Genomic DNA, 18,660 nt, shown 5'->3' on the forward strand with positions numbered 1-18,660 from the left:
GCTATGGAGTACCTGTGGGAGCGGGTTTACCCGCGAAGGGGCCGGTACAGGTTATTCCAGCACTTCGACTTCCATCCCGACCTCAAGCCAACCCGTGCCATCCACGGCCAGGTTCTGCCCGAACAGAATATCCCCCTCCCGCTCGCGGAAGGTTTTAAGGGTCGTCAACGGCTCGCGGTCGACACTGCGCTCCCCGGTCGCCGGGTCGAGCGTGGTGAAAATGCACCTCACACTCGGCTTGAGCACACGAAATTCCAGCTCACCAATGCGAATCCGCTTCCAGCCATCCTCGGCAAACGGCAGAGCCCCTTGCACCACCAGGTTCGGTCGAAAGCGCAGCATTTCCATGGGCCGGCCGACCCTGCGGCTCAAATCATCCAGTGAGCCCTGACCGATCAGCAACAACGGAAAGCCATCCGGGAAAGCGGCACGGTCACTGTTCAGGCCATAACCATTGGGCAGGTATCGCGCCCGCTGCTCCGGGCAATGCACAAGGCGCACCGCCTTGCCGAGCCACTGCGACAACCAGGCGGCAACCTCGTCGCCGGCGTCCGGCACGCGCAAGGTATCGCGCCAGACGGTTACGCCGCGCAGCGCATCGTCAGCGCCCGGCACCGCCACGCGCAACGGGGTTTGCCCAGGCAGCTCCAGCAGCAACTCGCCAGCCTCGCCTTCACTGGCCTTCAACTGGCCCAGCTGTGGCCAGGCCCGCTGAGTGAGGAAGCGTCCGTTCTCTTCCTCGACCACCATCCAGCGCCGATCGCCCTGCAACCCTAGAAGGCCCACCGGCGAGCCCTGCAGGCATTGCGCCTGCCCCGACTTCACCGGGTACCGATACAACTCACTGAGAAACATCCCTGCCCGCCTCGTGCCTTGTCAAAAGCCAAGCTTATACCTGGCCGGCGGCGCGATCACGCGTTGCTGGTATCCAGCAGCAGGCGCTGCTTGACCACATCGACCAGGCGATCGGGCTGGAACTTGGAGAGGAAGTTGTCGCAACCGACCTTCTTCACCATCGATTCGTTGAAGCTGCCCGACAAGGAAGTGTGCAGCACCACGTAAAGCTTGCGCAGTCGCGCATCGCTGCGAATCTCGGTGGTCAACCGATAGCCGTCCATTTCTGGCATTTCCGCATCGGTGAAGACCATCAGTAATTTCTCGCAAACATCCTCGCCCGCATCGGCCCAGCCCTTGAGCAGGCGCAAGGCCTTCAGACCATCACTGGCCACATGCAGCTTCACCCCAAGTTGCGACAGGGTATCGCGCAGCTGTGCCAGGGCCACGCTGGAGTCGTCCACCAGCAGCACCTCACGGCCACGCGCACGCGCCAGCACCGGGTCGGCAAGCTTGTCGCCGGAGACCCGGGCGTTGTACGGCACGATTTCGGCCAGCACCTTCTCCACATCGATCACTTCGACCAGCTTGTCATCCACTTTAGTGATGGCGGTCAGGTAATGCTGGCGCCCGGCACTGGAGGGCGGCGGCATGATGGCTTCCCAGTTCATGTTGACGATGCGATCGACGCCACCGACCAGAAACGCCTGCACCGAGCGGTTGTACTCGGTGACGATGATGGTGCTGTCCGGCCCCGGCTGCAGCGGGCGCATGCCGATTGCCTGGGACAGGTCGATCACCGGCAGGGTTTGCCCACGCAGGTTGACCACGCCACAGACGAACGCATGGCGCTGCGGCATCAGGGTCAGCTTGGGCAGTTGCAGCACTTCCTGCACCTTGAATACGTTGATCGCAAATAGCTGGCGGCCAGCCAGGCGGAACATCAGGATTTCCAGACGGTTCTCACCCACCAGTTGCGTGCGTTGGTCTACCGTGTCGAGAATGCCAGCCATTGGAAAACCCCCAGGGTTGTGTCGAAAAATAGGTAATGATCCGTCCTATATCGGCCCTTTGCTGCGCATCTTGACCCTCGTGCAAAAATGCCCTGCAGGGCAATTGATATCACATTAGCATCATGCTTTACTGCGACACGCCTAGCTTGGATCCACTCTGGGGCAACCTGTCGCACCCTAGGCCCCCTCAGGGAAACCCCTAGGAGCAATCAGGTGCAACCTGATGTTCGCGATATCCTTTAGCCATTAATGTGACGCCATTCTCACTGCATGAATGGAGTCAGGCTTTTGCTAGCGATCGACATGGCGTGGCCATCCCCTACTCCAGCCCAACGCGCCGGAGTGCCATGATGGACAGCAGCGTCTCTAAAATCGACACCCTGCAGGACTTCCTGCTGGATGCCCAGGTCTTGCTGACCCAGTCCCAGGAATGCCTGCAGCATCTGGAACTGATCGCCAATGATCCGGACGCCTGCCATTGCCTGAACAAAGCCCTCGAAACCCTGGCCCGACGCGCCAGCGGCCTGGGCCTGCTTGAAGTTGCCCACTATGCAAGTGTCCTCCACCAGTTGATCACGCCGGCGTGCCAGCGGCAGCACCTGGGCAGCGAAGCCTTGGCCACGCTCAATGCCTGCCTGACCCTGCTGGCCTGGCAACTGGAGCTGATCGACGTGCACACTGGCCGCCTCGCCCTCGACACCTGCGAGCAGGTGACGCTACTGGGCGAACTGGCAGCCACTTTGGATCAGCCATTGCCGCAAACGTGTGCGTCTTGCAACGACAGCGGCAACACTTGCATGCACCCGCATTCTACGGCGCCAGCCAGGCCTCCAGTCAGCCGCCCCGCTCAGCGCCATTGACCGGCTCGGTTCAAGGCAACCAAGCACACGATCCAAGCCGCAAAAAGACCGAACTAGTGGAGTACTGCACTATTTCGACCCCTTGCACTTGAGCGGTCTCTTGCAAGTTGAACTCGCGGCGGCCATCACCCGGCCCAGTAATGGCATTTTGACACCCTCCAACTCTGCCGAGCCCCCTCTACCGAGCCCGGAAATGCTGATGTTTCGAAGCATTGCCCAGCCGCGACCAACTCGAACCGAAGTGTTAATATGCGCGCAAACAAATGCCGGCCGGCCCTCTATCTGTCGCTTGAAACCGCGCTCGTCATTTGTTGCCAGCACGAGGCCAGAGCCTCTGCCAAGCCCTGTGCACGGCCCCCATCAGCAAGACTTCAGTGGCTTCTCAATCCTATGTTCCCACGCTTGAAGATATCTCTGCGCCGCCGTTCACGCGCCACCTTGCTGCGCTGGGCGACGGCACTGCTGTGCGTGGTATCCCTGCTTGCCAACCTGGTCATTTTCGCAGGCGGGGATGGCATGCCAGCGAGCCTGTTGCTGTTACAACTGGTGGCCACGCTTGGCGTCTGCTGGCACCTCAGCAACGGTGCCAAGTCGATCAGCCTGCGCCCGGCGGAGCTGGCCGGGCGTATGCTCAAGGTCCAGGAAAGCGAGCGCCAGCACCTGAGCCGTGAACTGCATGACGACATCGGTCAGCTGCTCACCGCCGCCAAGATGCAACTGGAATGGCTGCAGCGCCGGGTACCGGGCGACTTGCAGGAACACTGTGGCAGCTTGCGCAGCACCCTCGAAGACACCCTGAGCAAAGTGCGCGACGTTTCCGCCATCCTCAACCCACGGCAGCTGGCCAGCCTGGGCCTGGAAGCCAGCCTGCGGGCACACCTGGTGCGCACCCTGGCAAACACCGACGTGCACTGGAGCCTGGAATGCCATCAGCGCCTGGGTGGCATTACCGAGGAAGTTGCCATGGCGGCGTTTCGCATCACCCAGGAGGCGGTCACCAACATGCTGCGCCATGCCCGCGCACGCAACCTGACCATCCGCCTGCAGCGCAGCGCAGCAGGGCTTGCCCTGACGATCCAGGATGACGGCCAGGGCTTCTTCCCCGCCGCCAACCCTGCCGAAGCCGGCCAGCGCGGCATGGCTGGCATGCAGGAACGCGCCACTGCCCTCAACGGCAGCCTGGCGGTCACCAGCCAACTCGGCCTGGGCACGACGATCGACGTACTGTTCCCTTGGCCACCCCGTACCCATGAACGCGCCAGGACTACCGCTTCCTCATGACCTGTAGATTGCTGCTGGTGGATGACCACTCGCTGATCCGTGCCGGGGTCCGCGCCCTGGTATCCGATATCCCTGGTTATACCGTGATCGGCGAGGCCGATGACGGCGGCCAGTTGCTCGAGCAGGTTCGCCAACTGGCACCGGACATCGTCCTGCTGGACATCTCCATGCGCTCGACCAGCGGCCTCGATGCCCTTACTCAGTTGCGCGCCACAGGCAACACCTGCAGGGTGCTGATCCTGTCCATGCACACCGACCCGGACCTGATCATGCGGGCTCTGGAAAATGGCGCCCATGGCTACCTGCTCAAGGATGCGACGGCAACCGAACTGGAGCAGGCCCTGGCCGCGCTGCGCAATGGCGAGCGCTACCTCAGCCCGGCCATCGCCCATACCGTGATCAACCAGGCACTGATGCGCGCACAGCAGGGCAAACAGCCTGGCGTCGACCGCCACAACCTCACCGCACGGCAACTGGAGATCCTGCGCCTGATCGTGCGCGGCAAGTCCACCCGCGAAATCGCCGCTGGCCTGGGGCTGTCGATCAAGACCGTGGAGACCCACCGTTCGCAGATCATGAAGCGCCTGCAGATCTACGACGTGGCCGGCCTGGTGCTGTTCGCCATGCGCGAGAAAATCATCAGCCTGGACGACTGATCAGCGGCGAATTCAGCGGCAGGTGCAGGTTCAGTGCCGCGGGTACTGCGGCAAAGCGCAGGCTGTCAGCCTGCAGGGGCTCGCCATCGAGGTTGATGTCCAACCCCTGCGAACACGTGATCTCGACCCACGGCAAACGTGCCCGCACGAACAACCCCTCACCCGCCAGCAAATCACGCAGCGCGCCGACCATTTCCTGGGGCGCCGGCAGGATGGCGATATCGAGCAGGCCATCATCGACTTGCGCATCCGGGCACAGCACTTGCCCGCCTCCAGCCTGGCGACCGTTGCCGATCCCCAGCGCCAGCAGGTCACCCTGCCAGTCAAAGCCCGGCCCCGACAGCTCGACCGAAGCGGCCTGCAGCTCGCTGAAGCGCGAAAGCCCAGTGAACAGGTAGGCTGCAGCGCCGAGCATTTTCTTCAGGTCTTCAGACGTGCTGGCGGTAACCTGGCTGCCGAAACCGCCGGTAGCCATGTTCAGGAACAATTGGTCGCCCACCTGGCCCAGGTCAATCGGCCGTGGCGGTAGCTCCAGCAATGCCAGTGCCTCGGCAGGCTCCAGTGAAATACCGGCAGCCCTGGCGAAATCATTGGCCGTTCCCAGCGGCAGCAACGCCAGGCTGGCTTCGCTGCGAGCCTGCCCCATGGCTTCGGCGACATCACGCAAGGTGCCGTCACCGCCACCCGCGATCACGTGGCCATAGCCTGCCGCCAGCGCTTCACCAACCAGCCGCCGGGCATCGCCGCCCTCCCAGGTCACCCGCACATCCAGCGTCCAGCCACGCTCGCGCATGGCGCTCACGGCCTGGCGCACCGCTTCGTTCATGGCCTGTTTGCCATGCAGGATCAAGATTGCCTTGCGCTTTGGCATCGTGCGTCTCCGTAGGGGTCGTACCGTCCAGATCTCGACCACAAACATCGCTGGAATGCTGCATTACGCAGGCAAATCCGCTGTGGATTGCGCGCGAACCCTAAGCATGGTCGAACAAAAAACAGCCAGATTCACATAAATATCATTGAAAGCTTTTCTCATCAGGCGCATCATCGACAAATATTTGGCCTTCATGGACGAAGCTGTAGTGAAAAGTCGGTTTTTTGACTTTTCCGCCAAAACCGTGACAGGTCGCGAAGTTCCCCTTCACTGCGCTGTAACCAGCGCCTAGAGTCGAGGCTGTGAAATGAGCGTTCTGATCCCCTGCATCATCGCTGGCGGTGCCGGCACCCGCCTGTGGCCGGTTTCTCGCGAAGCCATGCCCAAACCCTTCATGCGCCTGCCCGATGGCCAGAGCCTGCTGCAGAAAACCTTCGCCCGCGCTGCGGCGCTACCGGGTGTCGAACGGGTACTGACAGTGACCAACCGGGAAGTGTTCTTCCGCACCCAGGACGAGTACCGCCAGGTCAACCCCGACAACCTCGCCCTTGACTACCTGCTGGAAACCAACGGTCGCAATACCGCCCCCGCCATCGCCGCAGCCGCACTGCACTGTGCCAGCCATTACGGCCACGACAGCGTGCTGCTGGTGTTGCCGGCCGATCACCTGATCCAGGACACCGAGGCCTTCGCCAGTGCCGTCGAGCAGGCTCGGCAACTGGCCAACGATGGCTGGCTTGCCACCTTCGGCCTGCTGCCCAGCCGCGCCGAAACCGGCTTCGGCTACATCGAGCAAGGCCAGGCCATCGGCAAGCATGCGCATCAGGTGAGCTGCTTCGTGGAGAAACCCGATGCCCTCACTGCCCGCGACTACCTCGAAGGCGGCCGCCACCTGTGGAATGCCGGCATGTTCTGCCTGCGCGTGGGCACCGTGCTCGCCGAGCTGCAGGCGCATGCACCAGAACTGCTCGCCTGCGTGACCTGCTGCCTGGAGCAGAGCGCGACCAAGGAAGGCGACAAGGCGCTGCAGGTGGAGCTGGACCCGGACAGTTTTGCCCTGGCCGAGGACATCTCCATCGACTACGCCCTGATGGAACGTTCCGACAAGGTTGCCGTGGTGCCCTGCGAGCTGGGCTGGAGCGACATCGGCAGCTGGGAGGCGGTACGCGAACTGCGCCACACCGACGATGACGGCAACCACTGCAACGGTGAAGCCGTGCTGCACGACGTGACCAACTGCTACATCGACTCGCCAAAGCGCCTGGTCGGAGCCGTCGGCCTGGACAACCTGATCGTCATCGACACCCCTGACGCCTTGCTGATCGCCGACGCCGCGCGCAGCCAGGAGGTCAAGGTGATTGCCCAGCAGCTCAAGCTTCAGGGCCATGAAGCCTACCGCCTGCACCGCACCGTCACTCGCCCCTGGGGCATGTACACCGTGCTCGAGGAAGGCCCGCGCTTCAAGATCAAGCGGATCATGGTACGCCCTGGCGAATCGCTGTCGCTGCAGATGCACCACCACCGCAGCGAGCACTGGATCATCGTCAGCGGCATGGCCTGCGTGACCAACGGCGAAGAGGAATTTTTGCTCGACACCAACGAGTCGACCTTCATCAAACCCGGCCGCACTCACCGCCTGACCAACCCAGGCGTAATCGATCTGGTGATGATCGAAGTACAAAGTGGCGAGTACCTGGGCGAAGACGACATCGTGCGCTTTACTGATATTTATGGACGCGTCCCGGCGGCAGCCATCGGCTGAGGGCTGGCGGACGCGTTTTTTGTCCGCAGCCTTTCAGTGAGGTTTCCGGTTCATGCGCATTCTCTGGACACTGCCCTACCTGCCCTGGCCCACCACCAGTGGCAGCAAGACCCGGCAATACCACCTGCTGCGCGCCCTCGCGCAGCAGGGCCACCGGATCACCTTGCTGGTGCAGTCGAAGATACCCTTGTGCGATGCCGCCCGCGAAGCCCTCGAACCCTTGCTCGAACGCCTGATCGTGCTACCCCGGCGCCCGCTGCACAGCCCGCTCAACCTGCTCGCCTCGCCGATCATCGACTACCCGATGCGGGCCATCATCAATGGCCTCGCTCCCGGCTTGCGGCACCAGTTCGAACAGTTGCTGGACGAAGCCTGGGACGTTATCCAGATAGAGCACAGCTATAGCTTCCAGCCTTTCGAAAAAGCGCTGCAAGCACGCCAACTGCCCTACATGCTCAGCGAACATAACCTGGAATCGGTGACCGGTGCCGCCTGTCATGACCGCCTGCCGCTGTGGTTGCGCCCGCTCAACGCTTTCGACCGTTGGCGTTATCGCCGTTGGGAGCAGCGCGTGCTGCGCCAGCCCAGCGAAGTGGTGGCCGTGAGCCCGCATGATGCCGAGCTGATCAGCCAGGTCAGCGGCCGTCCGGTCAACGTAGTGGTCAATGGCGTCGATTGCGACTACTACCAGAACGTCAGCCCGGCCCTTCACAGCCAGCGCCTGCTGTTCGTCGGCAACTTCGAGTACGCCGCCAATGTCGAGGCCATCGAATGGGCCCTGGAAGAGATCCTGCCCCAGGTGTGGATGAGCAACCCGGCGGTACGCCTGGCCATCGCCGGGCATGCCTTGCCGACCAGCTGGAAATTGCACTGGAACGACCCGCGTATCGAATGGGTTGGTTATCGCCCTGACCTGCGCGAACTGCAACGCCGGTCCGCGCTGTTCTTCGCACCCTTGCGCTATGCCGGTGGCTCCAAGGTGAAGATCCTCGAAGCCATGGCCGCCGGGTTGCCGGTGATCAGCACTGGCAAAGGCGTATCAGGCCTGGCCGCCAACAACGGCGAACATTACCTGGGCAGTGATGACGCCGACCAGTTGGCGCTGCTGGTCACGCAACTGCTCAACCAGCCGTGGCGCATGTGCCAGCTGAGCGAGGCCGGCCGCCAGTTTGCCCGCAATCGCCACGACTGGAGCGTGGCCGCCCAGCAGCTGGAGATGGTACACATGCGCCTCGCCCAGTCGGCACCGGCCGACGCCACGCATGGCGGAGGCGCCTGGCTTGGGCGCTCAGCCGAGTAGTTCGCTCAGCGGTATGAAGGGCACGCTGTCACCCGGTTTCGGCGTACTGCCTTCGCGCACCTCCACCAGCCCCTCGGCCCAGGCGGCGCTGCGCAGCACGCCGGAGCTCTGGTTCTTGTAGATGCGCACCTGGCCATTGTCGATACGCGCGCGCAGGTACTCGCGGCGGGTGCCGGCCTTGGTCCATTCGAACCCGGCAGGAACGTCGAAACGTAATGGCGTGACATCGGCCACGCCCTGGCGGCGCAGCAGGTAAGGTCGGGTCAGAAGGCCGAACGTGACCAGGGTCGATGCCGGGTTGCCGGGCAGGCCGATCACCGGCACGCCGCGATAATGCCCAAATGTCAGCGGCTTGCCAGGCTTGATGGCCAGCTTCCACAAGGCCAGCTCGCCCGCTTCGCGCAGTGCGGCGCCAAGGTAGTCGGCCTCGCCTACGGAAACACCACCGGTGGACAGGATCAGGTCGACATCACCCAGGCCGCCCAGGCATTCACGGGTACGTTGCAGGTCATCGGGGAGAATGCCCATGTCGCGTACTTCGCAACCCAACCGTTGCAGCCAGCTGACCAGCAGGCGCCGGTTGCTGTTGTAGATTTGCCCCGGGCCCAGTGGCAGGCCGGGCTCGACCAGCTCATCACCGGTGGACAGCACCGCCACGCGCACCCGCCGCACCACCTGTAACTGCGCATGCCCGAGGGTCGCCGCCAGGCCCAACTCGATGGGCCCCAGCCGCGTACCAGCGACCATCACCTGCTCGCCCTTGCGGGTTTCCTGGCCCTGCGGGCGAACGTTCTGATCACGCGTCAGCGCTTCGAGGAAGCGTACCCGGCCATCTTCCAGCACCTCGGTGTTTTCCTGCATCTCGACGCAGTCGGCACCCGCCGGCATCGGCGCACCCGTGAAGATCCGTGCACAAGTGCCGGGCTGCAGGGGCTCGGGAGCATGCCCGGCGAAAATCCGCTGGCTGACAGGCAAAGGCTCGCCCTGTAGATCGGCCAGGCGCACGGCATAACCGTCCATGGCGCTGTTTGGCCACGGCGGCAGGTCGAGCGTGGCCACCAGCTCAGTGGCCAGCACGCGGCCTTCGGCTTCGGCCAGCGAGACGCTCTCGGTTTCCTTGATCGGCGCGGCTTCGGCCAGTGCCAGCAGGCGTTCCAGGGCTTCTTCCACCGGCATCAGTGGCCGGTTAGCCGGCGCCTCAGCCACGGCTGTCACAGGCCGCTGCCTGCTTCAGGTGAGCGACGAAATTGCACGGCCGATGGCGGGCGTCCAGCTGTTCGGCGAGGATGCCGTCCCAACCGGTGCGCACGGCATTGGTCGAGCCCGGCAGGCAGCACACCAGGGTGCCATTGGCCAGGCCGGCCAAGGCGCGCGACTGTACGGTGGAGGTGCCGATATCGGCCACGGAAATCTGCCGGAACAGTTCGCCGAAGCCCTCGACCTGCTTGTCCAGCAGGCAGGCGACAGCCTCCGGCGTGCTGTCACGGCCGGTAAAGCCGGTACCACCGGTGATCAGCACGACCTGCACGCTGTCATCGGCGATCCAGGTGGCGACCTGGGCGCGGATCTTGTACAGGTCGTCCTTGAGCAGCACGCGCGCGGCCAGTTTGTGGCCAGCGTCGGTGAGTCGGTCGACGAAGGTCTGGCCGGAAGTATCGGTTTCGAAGGTGCGGGTGTCGCTGACCGTGAGCACGGCAATGTTCAGCGCCACGAAGGGGGTATCTGCCTTGGCTTTCATGGGTGTCCGTCACAGGGATAAGGGGATGGCCGCTGTTATATCACAGCCGGCCCGGGCGACAGTGCAAGCAGGCACAGGTCAATACGCCGGGCTTGCGACTATGCTGGAATGAAAAGGAACTTGCGTGGACGCCCCGCGTCATAAAGAAAACTTGCACCATTGCACTGGAGAAAGACGATGATTCAACGGACCCTTCCCGCCTTCCTGCTCGCCTTGGGCCTTGGCGCCCTTGCCGGCTGTGCATCACCGACCGTGATCACCCTGAACGACGGCCGCGAAATCCAGGCAGTGGACACCCCATCCTTTGACGAGGACTCCGGTTTCTACGAATTCGAACAGCTCGACGGCAAGCGCACACGCCTGAACAAGGACCAGATCCGCACCGTCAAAGAGCTCTGATCTCGCTGTTTTTTTGGCATAAGCCCTTTAAACAACAAGGGCTTGCACCCGAAAAATCTATGCAGTAGGATTTTGTTCATCGGAGTGTAGCGCAGCCAGGTAGCGCGTCTCGTTCGGGACGAGAAGGCCGCAGGTTCGAATCCTGTCTCTCCGACCAGAGTCCAGTTCAAAAAGCCCGCCTTGTGCGGGCTTTTTGTTGTGTTCTGGAAAGTGCACGGGCAAATCAGTCGACCGCTGTCACCTGCTCAGCCTGCACCGGCACATGGAGCAACTGCAGGCGCGAACTGCTCCACTCACGGGTGCGGTTGGTCAATTCGATGTCGTTGTTCAGCTTCTGCCCGTAGCTCGGCACGATTTCCTTCAGACGCGCTTGCCACTCTGGCGTCTTGACGCGGTCCTTGAAGGTCTTTTCCAGCACGGTCAGCATGATCGGCGCGGCCGTCGAGGCGCCCGGCGAAGCCCCCAGCAGCGCGGCGATGCTGCCATCCTGCGCAGCCACCACCTCGGTACCGAATTGCAGGATGCCACCGAGTACCGGGTCTTTCTTGATCACCTGCACGCGCTGGCCAGCCTGCAGCAGCTTCCAGTCCTCGTTCCTGGCGTTGGGGAAATATTCGCGCAGGGCGTGCATGCGGTCGTCGAAACTGAGCATCAGCTGGCCCATCAGGTAAGTGCTGAGGTCGAGGTTGTCGACCCCGGCATTCACCATCGGCAGGATGTTGTGGCTGGTCAGCGAGGCGAACATGTCCAGCAACGAACCGTGCTTGAGGTACTTGGTGGAGAAAGTCGCGAACGGGCCGAACAGCAACACTTCACGGCCATCGATCACGCGGGTGTCCAGGTGCGGTACCGACATCGGTGGCGCACCGACCGAAGCCTTGCCATACAGCTTGGCCTTGTGGCGGGCGACGATGTCCGGGTTATCGGTCATCAGGAACTGGCCACCGACCGGGAAGCCCGCATAACCGTCCGCCTCAGGTATGCCCGACTTCTGCAGCAGCTTCAGCGCGCCGCCACCGGCCCCGATGAACACGAACCGGGCATTGACGCTGGCCTCCTTGCCACCTTGGGCAAGGTCAGCCACTACCACCTTCCAGCTGCCATCGGCGTTACGCACGATGTCGCGCACCTCATGGCTCAGGTGCAGCTTGACGTTGGGGTTGCGGGTCATCGAGGCAAACAGCTGGCGGGTGATCTCGCCGAAGTTCACGTCGGTACCGATGGCCATGCGTGTGGCGGCTACTTTCTGCTGCGGGTCACGGCCCTCCATCACCAGTGGCACCCACTTGCGGATCTGCTCGTGGTCTTCACTGATCTCCATGCCGCGGAACAGTGAACTGTGCTGCAGGGCCGCAACGCGCTTGTGCAGGAAGGCGATGTTTTCGTCCCCCCAGACGAAGCTCATGTGTGGCACGTTGTTGATGAACGATTTGGGGTTGTTGAGCACGCCCTGTTCGACCTGGTAAGCCCAGAACTGCTTGGAAATCTCGAACTGCTCATTGACCCCGACGGCCTTGCTGATGTCGATGCTGCCGTCCTTGCCTTCGCTGGTGTAGTTCAGCTCGCAGAACGCCGAGTGGCCGGTACCGGCATTGTTCCAGGCATTGGAGCTTTCTTCGGCAACCTGGTCCATGCGCTCGTAGACGCCGACCTTCCAGTTCGGCTCCAGCTCGGTGAGGTAAGTCCCCAAGCTCGCACTCATGATGCCGCCGCCGATCAGCAGCACATCGACGGTGGTTTCAGGCGCTTCGGGCTTGGAGCAGCCGATGACGCCCAGGCAGAGGAACGTCAGCAGAAATTTCTTCATTGATGTTGTCCAGTTGTTATATACACGCGCGCCGCACAGAGCAGGGAGCGTGCCAACTGGGTTTGAGCCAATGAATACGGGTGTGGCAGCGCGTCGCATGGCGACATTCCGCCACAGCGGGGTCGGTTTTATCCTGGCAGATGGCGGATTTCCCCCCTGGGGGCCTCTTCGCGACACGAGGCCGCTCCTGCAAGTCTATGGCCCCCCTGTGAGCAGCCTTGCCGGGGCGCCGGAGCGGTCGGAAAGGGCCGCTGCGCGGGCCCGGCTATGCATCAGGCGGTAAGGCGCGAAGTGACCTCACCCAACTGCCCCGACAGCCCATGCAGGCGCTGCCCCGCCTGCTCGGTATGCTGCACCGCCTGCTGGTTGGCTGTGGCAATCCGGGTGATTTCGATAAGGTTGCGCGAAATGTCCTCGGCCACGCTGGTCTGCTCTTCGGCCGCCGTGGCGATCTGCCGGTTCATGTCGCGGATCGCTTCAACTGCCAACGTGATGCGCTGCAGCATCTGCCCGGCCTGCTGCACCTGCTCGGCGCCCTCCTCGCTGCGTTGCTGGCCACTCTCGATGGCCTTGACCGCCTCCACCGCGCCCGACTGCACGGCTTCGATAATCTGGTGAATCTCGGCGATCGACGCTGCCGTGCGCTGAGCCAGGCTGCGCACCTCGTCAGCGACCACGGCAAAGCCACGCCCGGCCTCCCCTGCGCGGGCGGCCTCGATGGCGGCATTAAGGGCCAGCAGGTTGGTCTGCTCGGCGATGCCGCGGATCACCTCGAGCACCTTGCCGATGCGTGAACTGTCATTTTCCAGGTCGCGGATGACCGCGGCAGTGCCGGCGATCTCGCGGTTGACCACACCGATGATGTCGATGGTCTGCTGCATCACCTGCTCGCCTGCCTGGGCGCTGTGGTCGGCATCATCGGCGGCGCGTGCCGCCTCGGCAGCGTGGCGGGCCACTTCCTGGGCGGTGGCGGACATCTGGTGCATGGCCGTGGCGACCTGGTCGGTACGCTGGAACTGGTCGTGGGTACCGCGGGCCATGTCACCGGCGATGCTGCGCAACTGGCCACTGGCACCTTCCAGCTCCTGGGCGTTGTCCTTGAGCCGGCCAACGGTCTCGGCGAGGAAGTCACGCAGGGTGTTGGCAGCTCGCGCCAGGCGGCCCAGTTCGTCCTCGCGGCGGCTGTCGACGCGGGCGGCGAAGTGGCCCTGGCTCAGCTGCGCAACGTATTCGATCAGTTGGCCAATCGGCTCGATCAGGCTGCGGTTGACCCGCCACAGGCTGAGCAGGCCGACCATCAACGCCGAACCGAGCATCACCAGCACGCCCAGCCATACGGTGCGTTCGGCATCAGCATTGATCTGGGCGGCCCGGGCCCGGGCGTCGGCGCGCAATTGCTCGACCAACGCGCTCATCTGCTCGCTGGCAGCCCGATCCACCCCCTTCACCGCCTGGTCACCGGCTACCGGATCACCACCCGCCGCCAGAAACGCCTGGCGCCCCTGCTCGTAGGCCTGGCCCAGCTGCCGATGGCTGTCACGCAATTGCTGCAAAGGCGCCTTGAGCTTGGCGTCACTGCTGTCGATCAGTTGCCCCAGCAACTGCTGCACCTGTTGCTCACGGGCCTGAAACTGCTGCCAGTACTTTTCCAGCTCGGCTGGCTGGCGCCCACGCAGCAGCACATTCTTCCATTCCTGCACCTGGATCTTGAACTGCAGGTTGGCTTCGTCGATCAATTGCGAGGCCCGCAGCGGCCCGTCCACCAGTTCGCCATAGCCACGCACGCTGGAGGACAGGAACTGGAAGCACATCAGGGCGATCAGCAGCATGGTCGCCAGGCTGCCGCCGAGCAGGGTGAGAATTTGCACTCTGAGTGATTTACGCAACATCGCGGATCTCGGGAACAAGGAATAAGGAAATGGCGCGCCATTGCAGCGCCGCGACAGACATCCGTGTCCTCGTTCGCAGGCCAAAAAAAAGCTGCCATCAATCGATAGCAGCCAGGTCGAGCACTTACGCAACAGTTGAATTCAATACTCTCAGGCAATTGCTACAGAAATGTTACACATACGCGACACTTAGCCCGTGGTGAACTGCAACTCGGCCAGGCGAGCGTACAACGGGCTTTGCTCGATCAACTGCCGATGCGTGCCGACCGCGACCACCCGCCCCTTGTCGATCACTGCAATGCGCTCGGCGTGTTGCACCGTGGCCAGGCGGTGCGCAATGACCAGCGTGGTACGCCCGGCCATCAGGCTCGGCAGCGCCTGTTGGATCAGGTGCTCGCTTTGCGCATCGAGGGCGCTGGTGGCCTCGTCAAGCAGCAGGATCGGCGCATCCACCAGCAGCGCCCGGGCGATTGCAAGACGCTGCTTCTGCCCGCCGGAGAGGCCGACGCCGCCCTCGCCCAACGGCGTCTGGTAACCCTGTGGCAGTTGCCGAATGAATTCGTCGGCATGGGCACCGCGGGCTGCCGCCTCGACGTCAGCCAAGGTCGCCTCGGGCCGACCGTAGCGGATGTTGGCCTCGACCGTGCCGCGGAACAGTGACGGGTTCTGCGCCACCAAGGCAAACTGGCGGCGCAGGTCGTCCGGATCCAGCGCCGTGATCGGCTGGCCATCGAGCAGGATCCGCCCCTGTTGCGGATCGTAGAAACGCAACAGCAGGTCGAACAGGGTCGACTTGCCCGCCCCCGACGGCCCCACCAGCGCCACGGTCTGGCCTGGCTCGACGGTCAGGCTCAGGTGATCGATAGCGGCCACTGAAGGCCGCGAGGGATAGGCGAAGGTCAGTTGCTGCAGTTCGATGCGCCCACTGGCACGCTGCTGCGCCAGGCTCACGGGGGCCTCAGGGGCCAGAATCGTGCTGTTCGCCGCCAACAGTTCGGCTATGCGCTCGGCGGCCCCAGCGGCGCGCTGCAACTCGCCGATCACTTCACTCAGGGTGCCGAAGGCACTGCCGACGATCAGGCTGTAGAACACGAACGCTGCCAGTTCCCCTGCGGAAATACGCCCGGCGATCACATCCATCCCGCCCACCCACAGCATCACTCCGACCGCACCCAGCACCAGCACAATTACCAGGGTGATCAGCCAGGCACGCTGGGCAATCCGTTGCCGGGCCACGGCGAACGCGGCTTCCACGGTACCTGCGAACAGCTCGCGGTCGAGTGCCTGGTGGTTGTATGCCTGCACGGTCTTGATCTGGCCCAGGGTCTCGGCCACATAGCTGCCCACGTCGGCCACCCGGTCCTGGCTCTGCCGCGACAGGCGGCGCACCCGCCGGCCAAACAGCAGGATTGGCGCCAGCACCAGCGGCAAGGCCACCACCACGATGCTGGTGAGCTTGGGGTTGGTAAAGAACAGCAACACCACGCCACCAATCACCATCAGCGCATTGCGCAGGAACATCGACAGCGACGAGCCGATCACCGATTGCAGCAAAGTCGTGTCGGCGGTCAGCCGTGACTGGATCTCGGAGCTGCGGTTGTCCTCGAAAAAGCCCGGGTGCAAGCCCACCAGGTGATCGAATACTGCGCGGCGGATATCGGCAACGCAGCGCTCGCCGATCCACGACACCAAGTAGAAGCGGCTGAACGTACCCGCCGCGAGGGCCAGCACCAGTATCAGGAACAGCCCGATAGTCTGGTTCAGTTGGTGCGCGGAGCGGGTCATGAAGCCCTGGTCGACCAACAAGCGGATACCTTGGCCCATGGACAAAGTGATGGCGGCGGTGACGACCAGCGCCAGCAAGGCAAGCAATGCCTGACGGCGGTAGGGGCGCATGAACTGCCAGGCCAGGCGCAGTGCGCGGCGTTGGCGAGAGGAAGCCGGTTCGGGCATGGCGCAGACCACAATTGCAGGAAGACTGAAGACTACCATTCATCCATGCCGACAGTGGCTATAACCCATCGTTCTAACAGGTCTCTGGAGCTTTGCCGCGCTTTCTGCTGGACTGTTCAGGCCTTGGTGCCCGTAAACTTTTGTAACAGGCCAGTCATGGTACAGGTTTAACCTGAGCCGGAACCTGATGAGGAGAGATGCAATGAGCTTGCAACATGGCAGCGACACCGTGAAAACGCAGAACAAACCACAGCCCAAGGCCTGTGGTTCGATCATCGACGCCCAGGGCCGCGAGATCGAAATTACCGAGCAGATGATCCAGAAGGCCTGCAAGGACTTGGAAGACAGCCGCGTGAAGAAGTTACGCCAAGGCTGAAGCACGAATGCTTTGAAACCCGGCCTTATGCCGGGTTTTTTATTTCAGCCTGCACTGGCATCAGGCCAGAACACCGCCCAGGGCACTGACCATTTGCGCCAACTGTGGTGCCTCTCCCTTCACTCGCACCGCCAACCCCTCGATCTCCCGCCGCGGTGGATACTGCTTGCGCAACTGGTCGAACGCTGCCCGCTGCTCGGCCACATTGTCACTCAGGCTGCGACGGAATTCGGCATCGTCACGCCGTGGGTCATACACCGCCCGGCACAACGTCGCCAGGGCCCAGGCAGGTTCCGCGGTGCCATCGAACTCGATTTGCGCCAGCGGCGGTGCTGGCAGCAGGTCGGCCAGTTGCACCTTTTCGGCTTCACCCAGGAAGCGACACAAGGCCTGATATATCTGCGCCGTGCCGCGCTGGCGGCCATCCAGGCTGTAGCCGGCAATATGCGGCGTGGCCAAGGTGCACAAGTCTGCCAGTTGCAGGTCGACCTGCGGCTCGCCTTCCCACACATCGAGCACCGCGTGCACGTCTTCGCGATCCAGCAGCAGCTCGCGCAGTGCCACGTTGTCCACCACCGGCCCGCGGCTGGCGTTGATCAGCCAGGCACCCGGGCGCAGCTGCGCCAGTTGTGCTTCGCCCAGCAGGTGCCAGGTCGGATGCTCGCCGCCGCGTTGCAGCGGGGTGTGCAGGCTTATCACGTCGCACTGTTCAAGTATCGTCGTCAGGCTGACAAAGTCGCCGCCCTCGGTTGCCTGGCGCAGTGGGTCGCAGACCAGCACCCTCCAGCCCAGGCCGTGCAGTACACGCACCAAGCGGCCACCGACTTCACCGGCGCCCACCACACCGTAGGTGCGTTGAGGCAGCGCGACGCCGTCCAGTTCTGCCAGGGTCAGCAGGCTGCCCAGCACATAGTCGACCACTCCACGAGCGTTGCAGCCCGGCGCGCTGCTCCAGTGGATACCTGCTTCGGCGAAGTAGCCCAGGTCCAGGTGGTCGGTGCCGATGGTGCAGGTGCCGACGAAGCGCACCGTGCTGCCTTCGAGCAGTTGCCGGTCGACCTTGGTCACCGAGCGCACCAGCAGCACATCGGCGTCTTTGACGCTGGCGGCGTCGAGGCTGCGGCCGGGATAACGGCGGATCTCGCCGAAGCCTTCGAAGAAGGCATCGAGCAGCGGGATATTCTCGTCGGCAACTATCAGCATGGCGCTCTCCTGTCTGGGGAACGCAGTGTAGGCGCTACGCGAGGTGTGTTCCAGCGCGGTTCAATCGGCTTTCTTGCGGATCCAGTACAGGTAGGTGCCGGCCTCTTCCTGCTGCTGCAGCAATTCGTGGCCGAGGAAATTGCAGAACTTGGGGATGTCACGACGGGTCGACGGGTCGGTGGCTATGACCTTGAGCAGGCCGCCGGCGGCCAGGTTACGCACGTGCTGGTGCAGCATCATCACCGGTTCCGGGCAGTTCAGGCCGGTGGCGTCGAGGATGGCATCGGGGGTGAAATCAGTCATGGGGGGCTCCGCAAATGATCGCTATTGTGGCGCATCGCGCAGCGAGGACCAATAGCCATTCATGAGTGCCAAATCTGAGCCCCCTGGCACTGCTTTGGCTTCGGCTTTGGCTTTGGCTTTGGCTTTGGCTTTGGCTTTGGCTTTGGCTTTGGCTTTGGCTTTTGCTTTTGCTTTGGCTTTGGCTTTGGCTTTTGCTTCTAAGCGCGCGATAGCTCAGGCGCCGCAGAGTGCGACTTCAGGAGGCCGAACGCAGGCGTCTGGAGGGCCAGGGTGCGCAGCACCCCTTCGGCGTAGCCGAAGGCGCGAGATGTAGACTTGCGTAGCAAGTCGTAGGCCGCGCGGGCCCGGAGGGCGCCGGAGTGAGGGGACCCCGGAGCGCAGCGCAGGGGCCGGATGATGGGAGCCGGGGTTTTTG

The 18,660-nt window shown here is 63.2% G+C and carries 17 protein-coding genes, 1 tRNA gene and 1 pseudogene; 8 read left to right on the forward strand and 11 right to left on the reverse strand.

The genetic code is table 11. The features are described 5' to 3' along the window. Positions 1 to 51 precede the first annotated feature (51 nt). Together H040_RS02100 and H040_RS02105 are read right to left on the reverse strand one after the other, a co-directional pair. Entirely contained in the window at positions 52 to 855 is an 804-nt protein-coding gene (locus H040_RS02100) for an MOSC domain-containing protein (protein ID WP_027919547.1), read from the reverse strand. 56 nt (positions 856 to 911) lie between these two features. Further along, positions 912 to 1,847: a chemotaxis protein CheV gene (locus H040_RS02105; protein WP_027919546.1), complete on the reverse strand. Its 936-nt coding sequence runs from the start codon at positions 1,845 to 1,847 to the stop codon at positions 912 to 914. A 350-nt stretch (positions 1,848 to 2,197) separates the two neighbouring features. Here H040_RS02105 and H040_RS02110 point away from each other — a divergent pair, with 350 nt between their 5' ends. The 3 genes from H040_RS02110 (at position 2,198) to H040_RS02120 (ending at position 4,644) form a co-directional block, all read left to right on the forward strand. Then, positions 2,198 to 2,707, forward strand: coding sequence for a hypothetical protein (locus H040_RS02110; RefSeq protein ID WP_050437232.1), 510 nt, complete (start codon positions 2,198 to 2,200; stop codon positions 2,705 to 2,707). Between the two features lie 390 nt (positions 2,708 to 3,097). Beyond that, positions 3,098 to 3,988 carry a sensor histidine kinase gene (locus H040_RS02115; protein ID WP_027919545.1) on the forward strand — a complete coding sequence of 297 codons (891 nt, stop codon included), beginning with the start codon at positions 3,098 to 3,100 and terminating at the stop codon, positions 3,986 to 3,988. Continuing rightward, positions 3,985 to 4,644, forward strand: coding sequence for a response regulator (locus tag H040_RS02120; protein WP_027919544.1), 660 nt, complete (start codon positions 3,985 to 3,987; stop codon positions 4,642 to 4,644). The genes H040_RS02115 and H040_RS02120 overlap by 4 nt, the downstream gene beginning before the upstream one ends. Here the strand turns inward: H040_RS02120 and yegS are convergent. Continuing rightward, a complete protein-coding gene (gene yegS / locus H040_RS02125) occupies positions 4,628 to 5,515 on the reverse strand; it encodes a lipid kinase YegS (protein ID WP_027919543.1) in 888 nt (295 codons plus the stop codon). The genes H040_RS02120 and yegS overlap by 17 nt on opposite strands. Before the next feature lie 307 nt (positions 5,516 to 5,822). Between yegS and H040_RS02130 the strand changes: the two genes are divergently transcribed. Continuing rightward, positions 5,823 to 7,277 (forward strand): mannose-1-phosphate guanylyltransferase/mannose-6-phosphate isomerase, encoded by a 1,455-nt coding sequence (locus H040_RS02130; protein WP_027919542.1) that lies wholly within the window; start codon positions 5,823 to 5,825, stop codon positions 7,275 to 7,277. 52 nt (positions 7,278 to 7,329) lie between these two features. Next, on the forward strand, positions 7,330 to 8,577 hold the full coding sequence (locus H040_RS02135; protein ID WP_027919541.1) for a glycosyltransferase family 4 protein: 1,248 nt from the start codon (positions 7,330 to 7,332) through the stop codon (positions 8,575 to 8,577). Here H040_RS02135 and H040_RS02140 read toward each other — a convergent pair. Both H040_RS02140 and moaB read right to left on the reverse strand, forming a co-directional pair. Further along, complete coding sequence (locus tag H040_RS02140) at positions 8,566 to 9,792, reverse strand: molybdopterin molybdotransferase MoeA (RefSeq protein WP_027919540.1); 1,227 nt, start codon at positions 9,790 to 9,792, stop codon at positions 8,566 to 8,568. The genes H040_RS02135 and H040_RS02140 overlap by 12 nt on opposite strands. Further along, entirely contained in the window at positions 9,776 to 10,315 is a 540-nt protein-coding gene (moaB, locus tag H040_RS02145; RefSeq protein WP_027919539.1) for a molybdenum cofactor biosynthesis protein B, read from the reverse strand. Before moaB ends, H040_RS02140 begins: the two co-directional genes overlap by 17 nt. Positions 10,316 to 10,492: 177 nt before the next feature. On the opposite strand from moaB, the gene H040_RS02150 reads away from it, so the two are divergent. Further along, positions 10,493 to 10,714, forward strand: coding sequence for a YgdI/YgdR family lipoprotein (locus H040_RS02150; RefSeq protein ID WP_027596642.1), 222 nt, complete (start codon positions 10,493 to 10,495; stop codon positions 10,712 to 10,714). Positions 10,715 to 10,794: 80 nt separating this feature from the next. Then, a tRNA-Pro gene (locus H040_RS02155) sits at positions 10,795 to 10,871 on the forward strand. Positions 10,872 to 10,937: 66 nt separating this feature from the next. On the opposite strand, the gene mqo is transcribed toward H040_RS02155, so the two are convergent. From mqo to H040_RS02170, 4 genes and pseudogenes are all read right to left on the reverse strand, one after another. Continuing rightward, positions 10,938 to 12,521, reverse strand: coding sequence for a malate dehydrogenase (quinone) (gene mqo / locus H040_RS02160; protein ID WP_027919538.1), 1,584 nt, complete (start codon positions 12,519 to 12,521; stop codon positions 10,938 to 10,940). Positions 12,522 to 12,793: 272 nt separating this feature from the next. Beyond that, positions 12,794 to 13,561: a methyl-accepting chemotaxis protein gene (locus tag H040_RS28005; RefSeq protein WP_371262688.1), complete on the reverse strand. Its 768-nt coding sequence runs from the start codon at positions 13,559 to 13,561 to the stop codon at positions 12,794 to 12,796. A gap of 165 nt (positions 13,562 to 13,726) precedes the next feature. Then, a pseudogene (locus H040_RS28010) lies at positions 13,727 to 14,410 on the reverse strand (methyl-accepting chemotaxis protein); the annotation flags it as partial. A gap of 189 nt (positions 14,411 to 14,599) precedes the next feature. Next, the gene (locus tag H040_RS02170) at positions 14,600 to 16,363 is read right to left on the reverse strand and encodes an ABC transporter transmembrane domain-containing protein (protein ID WP_027919536.1); all 1,764 of its coding nucleotides are present in this window, start codon (positions 16,361 to 16,363) and stop codon (positions 14,600 to 14,602) included. A gap of 202 nt (positions 16,364 to 16,565) precedes the next feature. On the opposite strand from H040_RS02170, the gene H040_RS27440 reads away from it, so the two are divergent. Continuing rightward, positions 16,566 to 16,739 carry a PA1571 family protein gene (locus H040_RS27440; RefSeq protein ID WP_177326707.1) on the forward strand — a complete coding sequence of 58 codons (174 nt, stop codon included), beginning with the start codon at positions 16,566 to 16,568 and terminating at the stop codon, positions 16,737 to 16,739. A 60-nt stretch (positions 16,740 to 16,799) separates the two neighbouring features. On the opposite strand, the gene pdxB is transcribed toward H040_RS27440, so the two are convergent. Both pdxB and tusA read right to left on the reverse strand, forming a co-directional pair. After that, entirely contained in the window at positions 16,800 to 17,942 is a 1,143-nt protein-coding gene (pdxB, locus tag H040_RS02175) for a 4-phosphoerythronate dehydrogenase PdxB (protein ID WP_027919535.1), read from the reverse strand. Positions 17,943 to 18,002: 60 nt separating this feature from the next. After that, positions 18,003 to 18,245 (reverse strand): sulfurtransferase TusA, encoded by a 243-nt coding sequence (gene tusA, locus H040_RS02180; RefSeq protein WP_027919534.1) that lies wholly within the window; start codon positions 18,243 to 18,245, stop codon positions 18,003 to 18,005. Positions 18,246 to 18,660 lie beyond the last annotated feature (415 nt).

The organism is Pseudomonas sp. URMO17WK12:I7 (assembly GCF_003269045.1).
Lineage (GTDB): Bacteria > Pseudomonadota > Gammaproteobacteria > Pseudomonadales > Pseudomonadaceae > Aquipseudomonas > Aquipseudomonas putida_J.